General features: G+C 64.6%; 12 protein-coding genes and 2 pseudogenes. 12 read left to right on the top strand and 2 right to left on the bottom strand.

The features are described 5' to 3' along the window. Positions 1-5: 5 nt before the first annotated feature. The 12 genes and pseudogenes from ACFQDL_RS05200 to ACFQDL_RS05145 all read left to right on the top strand — a co-directional run bounded on the left by ACFQDL_RS05200 (position 6) and on the right by ACFQDL_RS05145 (position 15,748). Positions 6-533, top strand: coding sequence for a glutamate ligase domain-containing protein (locus ACFQDL_RS05200; RefSeq protein ID WP_379908112.1), 528 nt, complete (start codon positions 6-8; stop codon positions 531-533). After that, entirely contained in the window at positions 530-1,756 is a 1,227-nt protein-coding gene (gene ftsW, locus ACFQDL_RS05195) for a putative lipid II flippase FtsW (RefSeq protein ID WP_379908111.1), read from the top strand. Before ACFQDL_RS05200 ends, ftsW begins: the two co-directional genes overlap by 4 nt. Then, positions 1,753-2,835 (top strand): annotated as a pseudogene (gene murG / locus ACFQDL_RS05190) (undecaprenyldiphospho-muramoylpentapeptide beta-N-acetylglucosaminyltransferase). Before ftsW ends, murG begins: the two are co-directional and overlap by 4 nt. Positions 2,836-2,919: 84 nt before the next feature. After that, a complete protein-coding gene (gene murC / locus ACFQDL_RS05185) occupies positions 2,920-4,359 on the top strand; it encodes a UDP-N-acetylmuramate--L-alanine ligase (RefSeq protein ID WP_379912887.1) in 1,440 nt (479 codons plus the stop codon). A 4-nt stretch (positions 4,360-4,363) separates the two neighbouring features. After that, positions 4,364-5,323, top strand: a complete 960-nt coding sequence (locus ACFQDL_RS05180; protein ID WP_379908110.1) for a D-alanine--D-alanine ligase — start codon at positions 4,364-4,366, stop codon at positions 5,321-5,323. Then, the gene (locus ACFQDL_RS05175; protein ID WP_379908109.1) at positions 5,323-6,093 is read left to right on the top strand and encodes a cell division protein FtsQ/DivIB; all 771 of its coding nucleotides are present in this window, start codon (positions 5,323-5,325) and stop codon (positions 6,091-6,093) included. Before ACFQDL_RS05180 ends, ACFQDL_RS05175 begins: the two co-directional genes overlap by 1 nt. Before the next feature lie 4 nt (positions 6,094-6,097). Then, the gene (gene ftsA, locus ACFQDL_RS05170) at positions 6,098-7,384 is read left to right on the top strand and encodes a cell division protein FtsA (protein ID WP_379908108.1); all 1,287 of its coding nucleotides are present in this window, start codon (positions 6,098-6,100) and stop codon (positions 7,382-7,384) included. A 102-nt stretch (positions 7,385-7,486) separates the two neighbouring features. Further along, entirely contained in the window at positions 7,487-8,683 is a 1,197-nt protein-coding gene (gene ftsZ, locus ACFQDL_RS05165) for a cell division protein FtsZ (RefSeq protein WP_379908107.1), read from the top strand. 262 nt (positions 8,684-8,945) lie between these two features. Next, positions 8,946-9,860 carry a UDP-3-O-acyl-N-acetylglucosamine deacetylase gene (gene lpxC / locus ACFQDL_RS05160; RefSeq protein ID WP_379908106.1) on the top strand — a complete coding sequence of 305 codons (915 nt, stop codon included), beginning with the start codon at positions 8,946-8,948 and terminating at the stop codon, positions 9,858-9,860. A gap of 447 nt (positions 9,861-10,307) precedes the next feature. Further along, positions 10,308-13,057, top strand: a pseudogene (secA, locus tag ACFQDL_RS05155) (preprotein translocase subunit SecA). A 405-nt stretch (positions 13,058-13,462) separates the two neighbouring features. Beyond that, the gene (gene argJ, locus ACFQDL_RS05150) at positions 13,463-14,677 is read left to right on the top strand and encodes a bifunctional glutamate N-acetyltransferase/amino-acid acetyltransferase ArgJ (protein ID WP_379908105.1); all 1,215 of its coding nucleotides are present in this window, start codon (positions 13,463-13,465) and stop codon (positions 14,675-14,677) included. 105 nt (positions 14,678-14,782) lie between these two features. Further along, the gene (locus ACFQDL_RS05145; RefSeq protein ID WP_379908104.1) at positions 14,783-15,748 is read left to right on the top strand and encodes a Nudix family hydrolase; all 966 of its coding nucleotides are present in this window, start codon (positions 14,783-14,785) and stop codon (positions 15,746-15,748) included. A gap of 52 nt (positions 15,749-15,800) precedes the next feature. Here the strand turns inward: ACFQDL_RS05145 and yacG are convergent, their stop codons facing one another. Then, the gene (yacG, locus tag ACFQDL_RS05140; RefSeq protein WP_379908103.1) at positions 15,801-16,028 is read right to left on the bottom strand and encodes a DNA gyrase inhibitor YacG; all 228 of its coding nucleotides are present in this window, start codon (positions 16,026-16,028) and stop codon (positions 15,801-15,803) included. After that, positions 16,025-16,633 (bottom strand): dephospho-CoA kinase, encoded by a 609-nt coding sequence (gene coaE, locus ACFQDL_RS05135; RefSeq protein WP_379908102.1) that lies wholly within the window; start codon positions 16,631-16,633, stop codon positions 16,025-16,027. Before coaE ends, yacG begins: the two co-directional genes overlap by 4 nt. Positions 16,634-16,666: the final 33 nt, after the last annotated feature.

Raw genomic sequence — 16,666 nt, 5'->3', positions numbered from 1 at the left:
GCACAATGTCGCCAATGCGCTGGCGGCGCTGGCAATCGGTACCGCGGGGGCTGCCGCGCGAGGCGATGCTGCGGACACTGCGCACCTTTGCCGGTCTCGAGCATCGTTGCCAGTGGGTGGCCGAGAAGGGCGGCGTGGCCTGGTTCAACGATTCCAAGGGCACCAATGTCGGCGCCACCGTCGCGGCGCTGAACGGCCTTGGGCCGACGCTGGCGCCGGATGCCGGCATCGTGCTGATCGCCGGCGGCGACGGCAAGGGCGCCGAGTTCGTCGAACTCGATGCGCCGCTGACCCGTTACGGCCGTGCCCTGGTGCTGATCGGTCGCGACGCTCCCCGTGTCGATGCGGCCGTCACCGGCCTCGGCTCGAAGGTCCATGCCGGGTCGATGCAGGACGCCGTGGCCCGGGCGGCTGCGCTGGCGCGGCCGGGGGATGTCGTGCTGCTGTCGCCGGCCTGCGCCAGTTTCGACATGTTCTCCGGTTATGCCGATCGCGGCCGCCAGTTCGTTGACGCCGTCGGGAGGCTCGAATGATACGCAGGTACTGGCGGAGCTGGCAGCCGATTCAGCCGGGGACGATACCCTTCGATCCCTGGCTGCTGCTGGCCGCCGTCTGCCTGGTGCTGATTGGCTTCGTCATGATCACCTCGGCGTCGATGGATGTGGCGGCGGAAAGGTACGGCGGCGCCTTCTTCTTTTCGATCCGCCATGGGGTCTTCATGGTCCTGGCGCTGATTACCGCAGTCGTCGTGTCGCGGATCCCGGTTTCTGTCTGGCACCGTTTCGGCCCCCACCTGCTGCTTGTGGGGGCGGTATTGCTGGTACTGGTGCTGGTGCCCGGCATCGGTCGCGAGGTCAACGGCAGCCGCCGCTGGATCGGGCTGGGACCAGTCAACCTGCAGGCGTCGGAGCTGGCGAAGTTTTTCATGGTGCTGTACCTGAGCGGCTACCTGGTGCGGCGTCTGTCGGAGGTACGCAACAGCTGGAGCGGCGTGATCAAGCCGACACTGCCGCTGGCGCTGCTGGTCTGCCTGCTGATCATGGAGCCGGACTACGGCGCCGCGGTGGTGCTGATGGGCACCGTCATGGGCATGATCTTTCTCGGAGGCATGCGTTTCGGGCAGTTCCTGCTGGTACTGGCGGTGGCCTGCGGCCTGGTCGCGCTGCTGGCGATCGCCCAGCCCTACCGCATGGAGCGCCTCAAATCGTTCCAGGATCCCTGGGCCGATCCCTTCGGTGCCGGCTATCAGCTGTCCCAGGCGCAGATCGCCTTCGGCCGCGGCGACTGGTTCGGTACGGGGCTTGGCAACAGCGTGCAGAAGCTGTTCTACCTGCCCGAAGCCCATACCGATTTCGTGTTTTCGGTGCTGGCCGAGGAGTTCGGCCTGATCGGCGCGCTGCTGGTGATCGCGCTCTACGTTGTGCTGGTGACGCGGATATTCCTGATCGGGCGCCAGGCCGAAAAGCAGAAGGCGTTTTTCATGGCCTATGCGGCCTATGGCTTCGGTTTCATTTTCGCCGGTCAGGCGCTGATCAATATCGGCGTAAATGTCGGCGCGTTGCCGACCAAGGGGCTGACGCTGCCGCTGCTCAGTTACGGCGGCAGCAGCCTGCTGGTCTGCGCGGCGATGATCGCGATCGTCCAGCGCATCGATTACGAACTCAAGTGTCAGCGTTTCGGCGCCGCCGGTGCCGGCAGGAAGGCGGGCAACCGCAGCCGGCGCAAGGGGTCGGTCCCGCGGGAGCAGAGAACATGAACGCCGGTCAGGGGAAAAAGGTGCTGATCATGGCCGGCGGTACCGGCGGTCATGTTTTTCCGGCGCTGGCGACGGCGGACGAGCTGCGCCGCCAGGGCGTCGAAGTCGAGTGGCTCGGTACCCGTCGGGGTATCGAAGCCGAGGTCGTGCCGGCGGCCGGTATCCCGCTGCACTGCATCGAGGTGACCGGGTTGCGCGGCAAGGGACGCCTGAGCCTGCTGCTGGCGCCCTGGCGCCGGCGCGGGCGCTGTGGCAGGCCATGGCGGTGGTGCGCCGGGCGAGGCCTGATCTGGTACTGGGCATGGGCGGTTTCGCCTCCGGTCCCGGTGGCGTTGCTGCCTGGCTGGCGGGGCGTCCGCTGGTGATCCACGAGCAGAATGCCATCGCCGGCATGACCAACCGGATACTGGCGCGTTTTGCCCGTCGGGTACTGGAGGCCTTCAGCGGCGCCTTCGGCGGGCGCGGCGATGTGACCTCGACCGGCAATCCGGTGCGCGGGCCTATCCTCGAGCTGGCGCCGCCCGATGAGCGGCTGGCCGGGCGCGAGGGCCTCTGCGGCTGCTGGTGGTCGGGGGCAGCCTCGGTGCCCGGGCGATCAACGCGCTGGTACCGAAGGTGCTGGCCTCGATGGCGCCGCAAGGCGTCCGCTGGTACGTCATCAGACCGGCAGGAAACTGCTCGACGAGACGCGGGAATACTACCGCCAGGCCGGTGTCGAGGCCGAGGTGGTGCCCTTTATCGAGCGCATGGACGAGGCCTATGGCTGGGCGGACCTGGTGCTCTGCCGCGCCGGGGCTCTGACGGTGAGCGAGCTGTCGATCGCCGGCGTCGCCTCGGTGCTGGTGCCCTTTCCCCATGCGGTGGACGATCACCAGACCGGCAACGCCGGTTATCTGGCCGGTCCCGGGGCCGCGATGCTGGTGCAGCAGCGCGATCTCGACGAGGCCGGCCTGAAACAGATACTGCAACAGCTGGGCAGTCGCGACAGGCTGCTCGAAATGGCGAGGATCGCGCGTGCCCAGGGACGGCCCGAAGCCAGCCGCGACGTTGCCCGGATCTGTATGGAAACGATGACGTGACGGCCAGGGTGCCGCCCGGAAATGCATGGGGCCAGCCGCGACGTCGCAGCGCTCCACAAGTATTGAATCGATGAAGTGAGAATGATGCAGAAGAGTCCGACAGTGTTTGAAGTTCCGGAAATGCGAAGAATCCGCCGCATTCATTTCGTCGGTATCGGCGGGGTCGGCATGTGCGGCATCGCCGAGGTACTGCTGAACCAGGGCTACAGCGTCACCGGCTCCGATATCCGCGAGTCCGCCACCACCGAGCGTCTGGAGTCCCTGGGCGCCGGCATCTTCATCGGCCATGCCGCCGGGCATGTAGCCGAGGCGGATGTGGTCGTGACTTCGACCGCGGTCAACGAGCAGAACCCGGAAGTGGCCGCGGCGCGGGAGCGCCGGGTACCGGTGGTGCGCCGGGCCGAGATGCTGGCCGAGCTGATGCGCTACCGCCACGGCATCGCGGTTGCCGGCACCCACGGCAAGACCACCACCACCAGCCTGATGGCATCGGTGCTGGCCGAGGGCGGCCTGGATCCGACCTTCGTCATCGGCGGACGTCTCAACAGTGCCGGCACCAACGCCAAGCTCGGCGGCAGCCGCTACCTGGTGGCGGAAGCAGACGAGAGCGATGCATCCTTCCTGCACCTGCAGCCGATGGTCGCGATCGTCACCAATATCGACGCCGACCATATGGACACCTATGCCGGCGACTTCAACCGCCTGAAGAAGACCTTCGTCGATTTCCTGCACAACCTGCCGTTCTACGGCCTGGCCGTGGTCTGCACCGACGACGAGACGGTACGCGAGATCCTCCCGGAGGTCGGTCGACCAATGCTGACCTACGGCTTCAACGAGGAGGCCGACTTCCGCGCGGTCGACGTGACTCAGAACGGTATGCAGACCCGCTTCCGGGCCGTGCGCCCGGATGGCCATGCCGATCTCGAGGTCAGGCTGAACATGCCGGGCCGTCACAACGTGCTCAATGCCCTGGCCACTATCGCCGTGGCGACCGACGAGGGTATCGGCGACGAAGCGATCTGCCGGGCGCTGGAGCGGTTCGAAGGCGTCGGCCGCCGTTTCCAGGTACTGGGCGAGGTGCCGGTCGATGGCGGCAGCGCGATGCTGGTCGACGATTACGGTCATCATCCGCGCGAGGTGCAGGCGGTGATCAGCGCGGTGCGCGAGGGCTGGCCCGATCGCCGGCTGGTGATGATCTACCAGCCGCATCGCTACAGCCGGACCCGCGATCTGTACGAGGATTTCGTGCAGGTGCTGTCCGACGTCGACACCCTGCTGCTGATGGAGGTTTACGCGGCCGGTGAAGAGTCGATCCCGGGGGCGGACAGCCGCAGCCTGTGTCGCAGTATCCGCCAGCGCGGACGGCTCGATCCGGTCTATGTCGAGAGTCCCGAACAGGTATCCGAGGTGCTCAGGGACATTCTGCGCCCGGGTGACCTGCTGTTGACCCAAGGGGCGGGGAACATTACCGCCCTGGCCCATGAACTGAAGTCGCTGACGCTGACGCACAACCGAGAGGCATAGAAGGATGCAAGCTGCTACCGAATTTCGAGTGACCGCCGAAGAGGCCGCGAGCCTCGGCCGCGTCGCCGTGATCATGGGCGGCGACTCGGCCGAGCGTCCCGTTTCGCTCAAGAGCGGCGACGCTGTGTTGAGCGCACTGCAGCGCGCCGGCGTCGATGCCTTCGGTATCGACCTCTACGGCGAGCAGGGCGACCAGTGTCCGATCGCCCAGCTGCAGGCGCAGCCGATCGACCGTGCCTTCCTGATCCTGCACGGGCGCGGCGGCGAGGACGGGGTCATCCAGGGCGTGCTGGAGATGCTGCGCATCCCCTATACCGGCAGCGGGGTCGAAGCCTCGGCGCTGGGCATGGACAAGCTGCGCTCCAAGCAGCTGTTCGTCGGCGCCGGCCTGCCGACGGCGCCTTTTGCGGTACTCGCGTCGGCGGACCGGCTCGACGAGGCCGAGCAGCGCCTGGGCTACCCGATGATGATCAAGCCTGCCCACGAGGGCTCGAGTATCGGCATGAGCAAGGTGCGTGATCGCGATCAGCTGGACCGTGCCTTCGGCGAGGCGGTCCGCTTCGATCGCAGCGTCATTGCCGAACAGTGGATCTCCGGCGCCGAGTTCACGGTGGCGGTACTCGACGGCGAGGCCTTGCCGGTCATCCGTCTGGAGACGCCCCACGAGTTCTACGACTATGACGCCAAATACCAGGCGAACGATACCCGCTACCTGTTCGAGCACGGTCTCGAGCCGGAGCGGGAGGCCGAGCTCAGAAAACTGGCCATCGAGGCATTCGAGGTGGTCGGCTGCCGTGGCTGGGGGCGCATCGACGTGATGCAGGATGACGCGGGGCGGTTCTACCTGCTCGAGGTCAACACGGCGCCCGGCATGACCGATCACAGCCTGGTGCCGATGGCGGCGCAGCGGGCCGGGATCGGTTTCGGGGAGCTGGCGGTGCGCATCCTGAAGGGTGCCGGCTGATGAATGCGGCGGCCCGGCAACCGGAAGCGGCTGTACAGCCCGGCAACGGCGGTGGCTGGGGACGGTCCCTGGTGCTGCTGGGCACGCTGGGGCTGTTCGCTGCGCTGCTCTGGTCGCTGGCGCAACAGGTCTGGCAGTGGCTGGACCGGCCGGTGACCGAGGTGCGGGTGCTGGGCGAGGCGCGCCATCTGAACAAGGCTGCCCTGGCGGGTCATCTGGCGGCAGGGCTCGACAAGCCTCTGCTGCAGCTTGATCTCGAGCGGCTGCAGGAACGGCTGCTCGAGGAACCCTGGGTGCACGGGGCAAGGGTGAAGCGGGACTGGCCGCCGGCGATCGAGATACGGGTCGACGAGGAGGTGCCGGTGGCGCGCTGGGGCGACAAGGGCTTGCTGAATCACCAGGGCGATATCTTCTGGCCCGAGCTCAAGCCCGAGTACGGCGTGCTGCCGCGCCTGAACGGGCCGGCCAGCGATACCGGCCGGGTGATGGCGCAGTTCCACGACCTGAACCGGATGTTTCAGGCGTCGGGGCTGAAACTGAGCGGGCTCTCGCTGGAAGCCCGCGGGGCCTGGACCCTGGAACTGGACAACGGCATCCGGGTACTGCTGGGCCGCGAGCGGGTGACCGAACGCCTGGGACGCTTCATCCAGGTCTATCGCCAGCGCCTGGCATCGGAGGCCCAGCGGATCGAACAGGTGGATATCAGGTATACCAACGGGGTTGCGGTGAAGTGGAAACCGCAGCCCGAGGCAGACACAACAGCGGGTTAAGACTATGTCTGACAGTAATATGATCGTAGCGCTCGACATCGGCACCTCCAAGGTGGTGTGCCTGGTCGGCGAAGTCGGGCCGGACGGCCGCATCGAGATCGTCGGTGTCGGCTCGCAGCCATCCCGCGGCCTCAAGCGCGGCGTGGTGGTCAATATCGAATCGACGGTCAGCTCGATACAGCGGGCGGTCGAGGAGGCGGAGCTGATGGCCGGGTGCAAGATCCATTCGGTGACGGTGGGTATCGCCGGCAGCCATATCAGCAGCATGAATTCCCACGGCATCGTCGCGGTCAAGGACCGGGAGGTCACCGAGCACGACCTTGAGCGGGTGATCGACGCGGCCCGGGCAGTGGCGATTCCGGCGGATCAGAAGATCCTGCATATCCTGCCGCAGGAGTACCTGATCGACAATCAGGAAGGGATCCGTGAGCCGCTGGGGATGTCCGGCGTGCGGCTGGAGGCGCGGGTGCACCTGGTCAGCGGCGCCACCAATGCGGTGCAGAATATCGAGAAGTGCATCCGCCGCTGCGGCCTCGAAGTCGATCATATCGTGCTCGAGCAGCTGGCCTCGAGCTTTGCGGTGCTGACCGACGATGAGAAGGAGCTGGGCGTCTGCATGGTGGATATCGGCGGCGGTACCACCGACATCGCCATCTTCATCGCCGGCGCCATCCGCCATACGGCGGTGATTCCGATCGCCGGTGACCAGGTCACCAACGATATCGCCATGGCGCTGCGCACGCCCACGCCCCATGCCGAGCAGATCAAGATCAAGTACGCCTGTGCCCTGGCCCAGCTGGCCGGCGTCGGCGAAACCATCAAGGTGCCCAGTGTCGGCGACCGGCCGGCGCGGGATCTTTCGCGCCAGGCCCTCGCCGAAGTCGTCGAGCCGCGTTACGACGAGCTGTTTTCGCTGATCCAGGCGGAACTGCGGCGCAGCGGTTTCGAGGACCTGGTGGCAGCCGGCATCGTGCTGACCGGTGGCACCGCCAAGATGGAGGGTGCAGTCGAGCTGGCCGAGGAGATCTTCCATATGCCGGTGAGGCTGTCGCTGCCCAGCGGCGTCTTCGGCATGGAGGATGTGCTGCGCAACCCGATTTACGCCACCGGCATCGGCCTGCTGCACTATGCGCGTCAGGAACATCAGTACCAGGCACCGGCCGAGAAGCTGCCGGCGGTGCGCGGGCCGGCACGGGCGCCGAAGCCGCAGCCGCCGCGCAGCCGCGCGGAGGTGCCGAGCCTCGGCAGCCTGTTCGGGCGCATGAAAACCTGGTTTCAGGGCAATTTCTGAGCCGCTGGCGGCTCAGCCACGGATTCTAAAGTTCGGCAGGCCCGACGGGTCTGTCAAAGTGCCGGAAGTTAGCAAAAGGCGCTACAACGGAGGGAAGGGGAGATGTTTGAACTAGTCGATAATGTTCCGCAAAGCGCGGTAATCAAAGTGATCGGTGTCGGCGGCGGCGGCGGCAACGCGGTTCACCACATGGTGAGCAGTGAAGTCGAGGGCGTCGAGTTCATCTGTGCCAACACGGATGCCCAGGCACTCAACAACATGGCCTCCCGGTCTGTGCTGCAGATCGGCGGCGAACTGACCAAGGGGCTCGGCGCTGGCGCCAACCCGGAGGTCGGACGGCAGGCGGCGCTGGAGGACCGCGAGCGCATCGCCGAGATGATCCGCGGGGCCGACATGGTGTTCATCACCGCTGGCATGGGCGGCGGTACCGGCACCGGGGCGGCGCCGATCGTCGCCGAAGTGGCGCGGGAAATGGGCATCCTGACGGTGGCGGTGGTGACCAAGCCGTTCCCGTTCGAAGGTCGCAAGCGCATGACCATCGCCGACGAGGGGATCAAGGAGCTGCGCGAATCGGTGGACTCCCTGATCATCATTCCCAACGAGAAGCTGATGCAGGTGCTGGGGCGCAACTGCAGCCTGATGAACGCCTTCAACACCGCCAACGACGTGCTCAAGGGCGCGGTGCAGGGCATTGCCGACCTGATCACCCGTCCGGGCATGATCAACGTCGACTTCGCCGACGTGCGCACCGTGATGTCCGAGATGGGCATGGCGATGATGGGCACCGGTGTGGCCCGCGGCGACGAGCGCGCGACCCTGGCGGCCGAGGCGGCGATCAAGAGCCCGCTGCTCGAGGACGTCGACCTCAAGGGCGCCAGCGGTATTTTGGTCAATATCACGGCCGGTCTCGATCTGAGCCTGGGCGAGTTCACCGAAGTCGGCAATATCGTCGAGGAATACGCCTCGGACGATGCCACCATCGTGGTCGGCACCGTCATCGATCCGGAACTGACCGACGATATCAAGGTGACGGTCGTGGCCACCGGTCTCGACAAGCGCCGCGAGGAGATCCGCGTGGTCAGCGACAACCGGGCCCACAAGCCCGAGCCGGGCCTCGACATGCAGCAGATCGAACTGCCGACGGTGCTGCGCCGCCGCCGTCAGGAGGCGCTGCTGGACGAGCCGGAGGGGCAGATCGAGCAGGAACCCCGGAGCACCAAGCTGCGCCAGACCGGTACCGGTCAGTCGGAGTACGGCGCCCTGGACATTCCGACCTTCCTGCGCCGCCAGGCGGATTGATGGGATTGCAGGGACGTAGGGCGCACTGAGCGACGCGAACTGCGCGGTAGAGAGGCACGTTTCGCTGCGCTCAAGGTGCCCTACGTGAAGCGAACTGCGCGGCAGAGACGGCACGTTTCGCTGAAGTTAGCTCCTGCAATTTTAGTCGTCCCGCCATCCCTGGCGGTGACGCGTCACCAAGTAGGCCGGTTTGCCTCGGTTGCCGCACCTTTGTTACTATTCGCCGCTATTCTGGGTGAACTCTATTTTTCTGGCGGGGAGCATGATCAGACAACGTACTCTGAAGAACAGCATCAAGGCGACGGGGATTGGCCTGCATACCGGTCAGAAAGTGTATCTGACCCTGAAGCCTGCGCCGGTCGATGCCGGGATACTGTTCCGTCGTGTCGACCTCGATCCCGTCGTCGAGATCAAGGCGTTCGCCGACAAGGTGGTCGATACCACCCTGTCCAGCAACCTGTCCAACGAGGACGGCGTGCGGGTGGCGACCGTCGAGCATCTGCTGTCGGCCTTGGCAGGCCTGGGTATCGACAATGTCATCGTCGAGCTCAGTGCCGAGGAAGTGCCGATCATGGACGGCAGCGCCGCGCCTTTCGTGTTTCTGATTCAGTCCGCCGGCATTCTCGAGCAGGACGCGCCGAAGCAGTTTATCCGCATCAAGCGCGAAGTGACCGTGACCGCGGACGACAAGTCGGCGACCTTCAAGCCGTTCGACGGTTTCAAGGTCGGCTTCACCATTGAATTCGATCATCCGGCGTTTGCCAACCGCAACATGAAAGCCAGTCTGGATTTCTCCAGCACCTCGTTCGTCAAGGAGGTCAGCCGGGCCCGGACCTTCGGTTTCATGCGCGATATCGAGTATCTGCGTTCTCAGAACCTGGCGCTCGGCGGCAGTTTCGACAATGCCATCGTCGTCGATGATTACCGCATTCTGAACAGCGATGGGCTGCGCTACGACGACGAATTCGTCAAGCACAAGATCCTCGACGCAGTCGGCGATCTCTACCTGCTGGGCAAGAGCCTGATCGGCGAGTTCATCGGCCACAAGTCCGGTCACTATCTCAACAACATGCTGCTGCGCGAGCTGCTGGCGACCGAGGATGCCTACGAGGTCGTCACCTTCGAGGACGAGACCGAGAAGTCGCCGATCTCCTATGCCGGCCCGGCGGTGGCGTAAAAAGGTGACGGGTTACGTGTGACGCGAAACCCAACACTGGTTGATGGGTCGCCCATCCTACGATCTCGGTGTTTTCGAAAGCACGGACCGGAGGGTGGGTAGAGCGATGCATTGCAACCAGCCGAAACGCTTCGCATCTTGTATGGGCATCGCGAAACCTCCAGGGACGGTGGAAATCCTGACAACGCAGGAGCAGTTGTCAGGGAACCCGCCATATCGATCGCATTACAGATCGATTGGTTGTGGCTGGCACTTGGCTGCGGCGAGGTGATGGGTTGCGCTGCGCTCCACCCATCCTACATCCGTCCCCCGGTCCCCCGTCATACTGTCCCCCAAAATAATTGCCTTTAACATTCTACTCGGCGCCCCAATATGGGTAGAATGTCGAGTTGTTTTTCGTCATGGGTGCGTAAAACGCTTTGTATTCAACTGGTTGAAATTCGGATTATGCTGACATCACTACTGAAAAAGGTTTTCGGGAGCAAAAACGACCGGGAACTCAAGCGCATGGGCAAGGTTGTCGATCAGGTCAATGCGCTCGAGTCCGAAATCGAGCAGTTGGGTGATGAAGCGCTCAAGGCCAAAACGGCGGAGTTCCGTCAGCGGCTGGAGCAGGGTGAAAGCCTCGATCAGCTGTTGCCCGAAGCCTTTGCGGTGGTGCGGGAGGCCTCGAAGCGTGCCATGGGCATGCGCCATTTCGATGTTCAGCTGATCGGCGGCATCGCGCTGCACGAAGGCAAGGTGGCCGAGATGCGCACCGGCGAGGGCAAGACCCTGGTGGCGACCCTGGCGGTCTATCTCAATGCGCTGGGCGGTCAGGGGGTCCATGTCGTGACCGTCAACGACTATCTCGCCCGCCGCGATGCCGAATGGATGCGCCCGCTTTACGAGGCCCTGGGGCTCAGCGTCGGTGTGGTGTTGTCCGGTCAGGACCAGTCCACCAAGCGTGCCGCCTATGGCTGCGATGTCACCTACGGCACCAACAACGAATTCGGTTTCGACTACCTGCGCGACAACATGGCGTTCAGCCTCGCCGACAAGGTGCAGCGCGATTTCAATTTCGCCGTGGTCGACGAGGTCGACTCCATCCTGATCGACGAGGCGCGCACCCCGCTGATCATCTCCGGGCCCGCCGAGGACAGCTCGGCGATGTACCGCAAGATCAATACCCTGATTCCGCAGCTCAAGCGTTTCGAGGGCGAGATCGATCCGAAGGACGACACCCAGGTCATCAACGAACACTTTGTCGTCGACGAGAAGAACCGCACCGTCGAGCTGACCGAAGCCGGCCATCAGCTGGTCGAAGAGATCCTGGTCAAGAACGACCTGCTGGGCGAGGGCGAGAGCCTCTATGCGCCGCAGAACCTGAGCCTGCTGCACCATGTGCTGGCGGCCCTGCGGGCGCACAACCTGTTCCAGCGCGACGTCGACTATATCGTCCAGGACAACCAGGTGGTGATCGTCGACGAGCACACCGGCCGCATCATGCCGGGGCGACGCTGGTCGGAGGGGCTGCACCAGGCGGTCGAGGCGAAGGAAAACGTGCCGGTGCAGCTCGAGAGCCAGACCCTGGCGTCGACCACCTTCCAGAACTACTTCCGCCTCTACGACAAGCTGTCCGGCATGACCGGCACCGCCGATACGGAGGCATTCGAACTGCGCCAGATCTATGGTCTCGACGTGGTCGTGATCCCGACCAACCGCCCGGTCGCGCGCAAGGATTCCAACGACATCGTTTTCCTGACGATGGAAGAGAAGTACGAAGCGATCATCAGGGAGATCCGCGAGTGCCAGGAGCAGGGGCGGCCGGTGCTGGTCGGTACCGCCTCGGTCGAGTCGTCCGAGCTGATCTCCACGCTGCTGCGCAACAGAAGCTGCCGCACAACGTGCTCAATGCCAAGAACCATGCGATGGAAGCCGGCATCATCGCCGATGCCGGCCGGCCGGGGGCCGTGACCATCGCCACCAACATGGCCGGTCGCGGTACCGATATCATGCTCGGCGGCAAGCTCGAGGCGGAGCTGGCGGCGCTGGAAAATCCCACCGAGGAGCAGGTCGCGGCGGCCACCGAGGCCTGGCGGGAACGGCACGAGCAGGTGCTCGAAGCCGGCGGTCTGCATATTATCGGTACCGAGCGTCACGAATCCCGTCGTATCGACAACCAGCTGCGTGGCCGTGCCGGCCGCCAGGGCGACCCGGGCTCGTCCCGTTTCTTCCTGTCGCTGGAGGATGACCTGATGCGCATCTTCGCCTCCGAGCGGGTGCGTCAGTTCATGCAGGCGCTGGGCATGGAGCGTGGCGAGGCGATCGAGCACAAGATGGTCACCAACGCCATCGAGAAGGCGCAGCGCAAGGTCGAGGGACGCAACTTCGACATCCGCAAGACCCTGCTCGAATACGACGATGTCGCGAACGATCAGCGTACCGTCATCTACCGCCAGCGCAACGAGCTGATGGCCAGTGACGATATCTCCGAGATCGTGCGCGATGTGCGCGCCGAGGTGGTCGAGAACACCATCAGCGAGTACATCCCGCCGCAGAGCCTGTCGGAGCAGTGGGATATTCCGGGGCTCGAGAAGGCGCTGGACGCGGAGTTCGGGGTGCGGATGCCGGTTCAGCAGTGGCTGGACGAGGATGAATCCCTGCACGAGGAGACGCTGCGCGAGAAGATCCTCGCCGCGGTCGTCGAGCAGTACGAGCAGAAGGAGGCGCTGGTGGGCGCCCAGGGCATGCGCACCTTCGAGAAGCAGGTGATGCTGCAGGTGCTCGATACCCTCTGGAAGGAACACCTGCAGACCATGGACCAGCTGCGTCAGGGCATTCATCTGCGCGGCTATGCACAGAAGAACCCGAAGCAGGAATACAAGCGCGAAGCGTTCCAGCTGTTCCAGGAGCTGCTCGAGAACATCAAGCGCGACGTCGTCAAGATTCTCTGTCATGTCCAGGTGCGACAGCCGGAAGAGGTCGAGGCGATGGAGCAGCAGCGTCGCGAGCAGGCCGAGCGTCAGCAGATGAACTACCAGCATGCCGAGACCAGTGCCATGAAGGCCGGCGAGCCCGAGGCGGCGCCGGAAGGCGAAAAGCAGGCCGAGCATGGCGAAACTTTCGTGCGCGAGGCCCCCAAGGTCGGGCGCAACGACCCCTGCCCCTGTGGCTCCGGCAGGAAGTACAAGCACTGTCACGGACAGCTGAGTTAACCGCCGTAGGATGGGTCAAGCGATGCAAAGGCACCATTTTCCAGCTGCCTCGTTGCCCGGGCATCGCGGATCCGTCATATCGATCGTATTGCAGATCGATTGGCATCGGTTGGCACAGTTTGTAGGATGGGTGGAACGACGCTCGGGCACGGATTATCCGATCCTGAGGCTGCTGAAGCGTCGTGTAACCCATCGCGGGGTGCCGGTTTAGCGCCGTACCTGCTGGCATTATTGATGGGTTCCCCGAAAAAGGCTCCTGCATTTTCGGGCGGGCCGCGGTCGGATTTCCGCCGTCCCTGGCGGTTGCGCCGCGGCGAGTCCGCTGCTCACAGGTAAAGGCGTGCCACGGCGGCTTCACCCATCCTACGTTTCTGATTTGCGGTTTATTTCATAGGATAACGAATTATGGCTGTAGGTCCCGGAACCTTACCGACACTGCATGCTGTCAAGGGCATGCGCCTGGGTACCACTTCGGCGGGCATCAAGAAGCCCGGCCGGCAGGATCTGGTGGTGATGGAGCTGTGCGAAGGCGCGTCCGTTGCCGGCGTGTTCACGCTCAATGCGTTCTGTGCAGCTCCCGTACAGATCGCCAGGAAGCATCTGCAGTCGGCACCGCGCTACCTGCTGATCAACACCGGCAACGCTAATGCCGGCACCGGTCAGGAAGGCTACCGGGATGCGGTTCGCTGCTGTGAAACTCTGGCGGACCTGGTCGGCGAGCCGCCCACACGGGTGCTGCCGTTTTCCACCGGCGTCATCGGCGAGAAGCTGCCGGTCGACAAGATCGTCAATGCGCTGCCGGCGGCGCTTGCGGCGCTCGATGACAACGGCTGGGAAAAAGCGGCCAGCGGCATCATGACCACCGACACCCGTCCCAAGGCCAGTTCGCGCCGGTTCGAGTACCAGGGCAAGACCGTCACCCTGACCGGTATTTCCAAGGGTGCCGGCATGATCATGCCGAACATGGCGACAATGCTGGCCTATATCGGCACCGATGCGAAGGTCGAGGCGACCCTGCTGCAGCGCATTCTCGCCGCGGCGGCCGACAAGTCGTTCAACCGCATCACCATCGACGGCGACACCTCGACCAACGACAGCTGCATTCTGGCGGCGACCGGTCAGAGCGGTGTCGAGGTCGGCGACCAGGACCCGGCGCTTATGGCGCAGTTCGTCGAGGCCGTCGAGGCGGTGTTGCTGGAGCTGTCACACGCCATCGTCCGCGACGGCGAGGGGGCGACCAAGTTCGTCACCATCCGTGTCGAGGAGGCGCGCGACGGCAAGGAGGCGCTGCAGACGGCCTACACCATCGCCCATTCGCCGCTGGTGAAGACCGCGCTCTTCGCCAGCGACCCGAACTGGGGCCGCATCCTGGCTGCGGTCGGCCGTGCCGGTATCGAGAACCTGGATCTCGATGCGCTGCGCATCTACCTGGACAATGTCTGCATTGTCGAAAACGGTGGCCGCTCGCCGGGTTATACCGAAGAGCAGGGCCAGCGGGTCATGCGGCAGGAGGAGATCCTGATTCGCGTGGTGCTGGCGCGGGGCGATGTGACCGAAACGGTCTGGACCACCGACTTCTCCCAGGAATACGTCAGCATCAATGCGGATTACCGCAGCTGAAGGAAGCGTGACGGGTGACGATTGTAGGATGGGCGGAGCGCAGCGAGCCCATCAACCCCACCCAGCCAGGTGCCAACCGCGACCAACCAATCTGCCAGAATCCCCATGTCTCAAACGCCCGCAAAACTCATCCATGTCGCCGCCGCCGTTATCCTCGATAAGGACCGTCGTATCCTGCTGGCGCGCCGGCCCGATGACAAGCATCAGGGCGGGCTCTGGGAGTTTCCGGGAGGCAAGGTCGAACCGGGCGAGCCCGTGCTCGATGCGCTCGATCGCGAACTGCATGAAGAGCTGGGTATCCGGGTCGAACAGGCCCGGCCGCTGATTCGCATACCGCACCATTATGCCGACAAGTCGGTGCTGCTCGATGTCTTCCTGGTGGATGGCTTCAGCGGAGAGGCCCACGGCCGCGAAGGCCAGCCGGTGCGCTGGGTCAGGGCGTCGGAACTCGACGATTACGACTTCCCGGCGGCCAACCGGCCAATACTGGCCGCGGCCCGGTTGCCGGACCGGCTGCTGATCACGGGCCCGGTCGTCTCGGTCGATGACTTGCGTGCGAGAACGCTGAAGGCGCTCGAAGGCGGAATCCGCTGGGTCATGTTGAGGGCGCCGGAAGTTTCGGAGGAGGCCTTCGCGGAACTGTACCGGGCGCTAAGGCCCGTCTGCGATGCGGCCGGCGCCATGCTCGCCGTCAATTGCAGTGTCGAACTGGCGAATCGCCTGGGCGCCCGGGCCCTGCACCTGAACGGCGAGCGGCTGGCGAATTGGGGACAGACCCCATTTCGCAGAAGTGGGGTCTGTCCCCAATTTCGCTGGCTCAGCGCGTCTTGCCACGATAGCGACCAGCTGGCGATGGCGGCGGCGCTCGGGCTCGATTTCGTGACGCTGTCGCCAGTCGCAACGACCGCTTCCCATCCCGAAACAGCGCCGCTGGGCTGGCGTCGTTTCGCCGAACTTTGCGGCGAGGCGACGCTGCCGGTCTACGCCCTCGGTGGCATGGGCGAAGCGGACCTCGAGACCGCCTGGGTAAATGGCGCCCAGGGCATCGCCGCAATCAGCGAGTGGTGGTGAAAAAACGGTGACGCGTGACGCGTGACGGGTTACGCGTAACGCGTCACCTTCCTCAATGCCTCACGGGCGTAAACCTGCGCTCGTCTTCGTCCAGTCCGGTGCTGTATTCGTCTTCGGACTTGTCCACCGGGATCTGGTATTCCTCGCTGGCCCAGGCGCCGAGGTCGATCATGCGGCAGCGTTCGCTGCAGAAGGGTCTGTTGCTGTTGTCCTGGCTCCATTCGGACGGTTTGCCGCACTGCGGGCATTTGATGGTTTTCGCGGTACTCTTTCGGGTCATCGGTCTCTCCGTTTGGGGGCGAGGCCCAGCAACCTCTGGTGCAGTTTCAGCATTGCTTCGGTCAGAGCCTCCGGTGTTCCCGAATTGTCGATGATGCTGTCCGCCTTCGCAAGGCGGCTCTGCCGATCCATCTGGGCCGCGATGATCCGCTCGACCTGCTCGCGGCTGTTATGGTCCCGTGATACCGTGCGTTCGATCTGGGTCTCTTCCGGGACGTCGATCACCACGACGTGATCGACCAGCCGGCGCTGATCGGTTTCCAGCAGCAGCGGTGAAACCAGCAGGGCGTAGAGGGAGCTAGCGTTTCCGAGCCGCTCTTCGATACGCTGGCGGATCAGCGGATGAAGCAGCGCCTCGAGCCAGTGCCGGCCCTGCTCGTCGGCAAAGACGATCTGGCGCAGCCGGGCGCGATCCAGCCGGCCATCGGCCTGGATGACGTCGGCACCGAAATGCTCCGCAATCCGTGTCAGCGCCGGCTCGCCCGGCTCGACCACCTCTCTAGCCACCTGGTCGGCATCGACGGCGAGGATGCCCTGCTGTTCGAGAATCCGGGCGGCAGCGCTCTTGCCGCTGCCGATGCCGCCGGTAAGGCCGACGATGTACATCAAAACATCCCCAGATAGGCGCCGGTGATATCC

Origin of the sequence: Marinobacterium aestuariivivens (assembly GCF_042661465.1) — a bacterium.
Classification (GTDB): domain Bacteria; phylum Pseudomonadota; class Gammaproteobacteria; order Pseudomonadales; family Balneatricaceae; genus Marinobacterium_A; species Marinobacterium_A aestuariivivens.
The sequence above is the reverse complement of the archived record's forward strand: the minus strand, read 5'-3'. Positions and strand labels throughout refer to the sequence as shown.

Excerpts from the sequence above, each read along its gene's own strand:
- yacG (WP_379908103.1), bottom strand. The coding sequence starts at position 16,028 with ATGACCCGAAAGAGTACCGCGAAAACCATCAAATGCCCGCAGTGCGGC.
- ACFQDL_RS05145 (WP_379908104.1), top strand. The coding sequence starts at position 14,783 with ATGTCTCAAACGCCCGCAAAACTCATCCATGTCGCCGCCGCCGTTATC.
- ACFQDL_RS05175 (WP_379908109.1), top strand. The coding sequence starts at position 5,323 with ATGAATGCGGCGGCCCGGCAACCGGAAGCGGCTGTACAGCCCGGCAAC.
- murC (WP_379912887.1), top strand. The coding sequence starts at position 2,920 with ATGCAGAAGAGTCCGACAGTGTTTGAAGTTCCGGAAATGCGAAGAATC.
- lpxC (WP_379908106.1), top strand. The coding sequence starts at position 8,946 with ATGATCAGACAACGTACTCTGAAGAACAGCATCAAGGCGACGGGGATT.
- ACFQDL_RS05200 (WP_379908112.1), top strand. The coding sequence starts at position 6 with ATGTCGCCAATGCGCTGGCGGCGCTGGCAATCGGTACCGCGGGGGCTG.
- ftsZ (WP_379908107.1), top strand. The coding sequence starts at position 7,487 with ATGTTTGAACTAGTCGATAATGTTCCGCAAAGCGCGGTAATCAAAGTG.
- ACFQDL_RS05180 (WP_379908110.1), top strand. The coding sequence starts at position 4,364 with ATGCAAGCTGCTACCGAATTTCGAGTGACCGCCGAAGAGGCCGCGAGC.
- ftsA (WP_379908108.1), top strand. The coding sequence starts at position 6,098 with ATGTCTGACAGTAATATGATCGTAGCGCTCGACATCGGCACCTCCAAG.
- coaE (WP_379908102.1), bottom strand. The coding sequence starts at position 16,633 with ATGTACATCGTCGGCCTTACCGGCGGCATCGGCAGCGGCAAGAGCGCT.
- ftsW (WP_379908111.1), top strand. The coding sequence starts at position 530 with ATGATACGCAGGTACTGGCGGAGCTGGCAGCCGATTCAGCCGGGGACG.
- argJ (WP_379908105.1), top strand. The coding sequence starts at position 13,463 with ATGGCTGTAGGTCCCGGAACCTTACCGACACTGCATGCTGTCAAGGGC.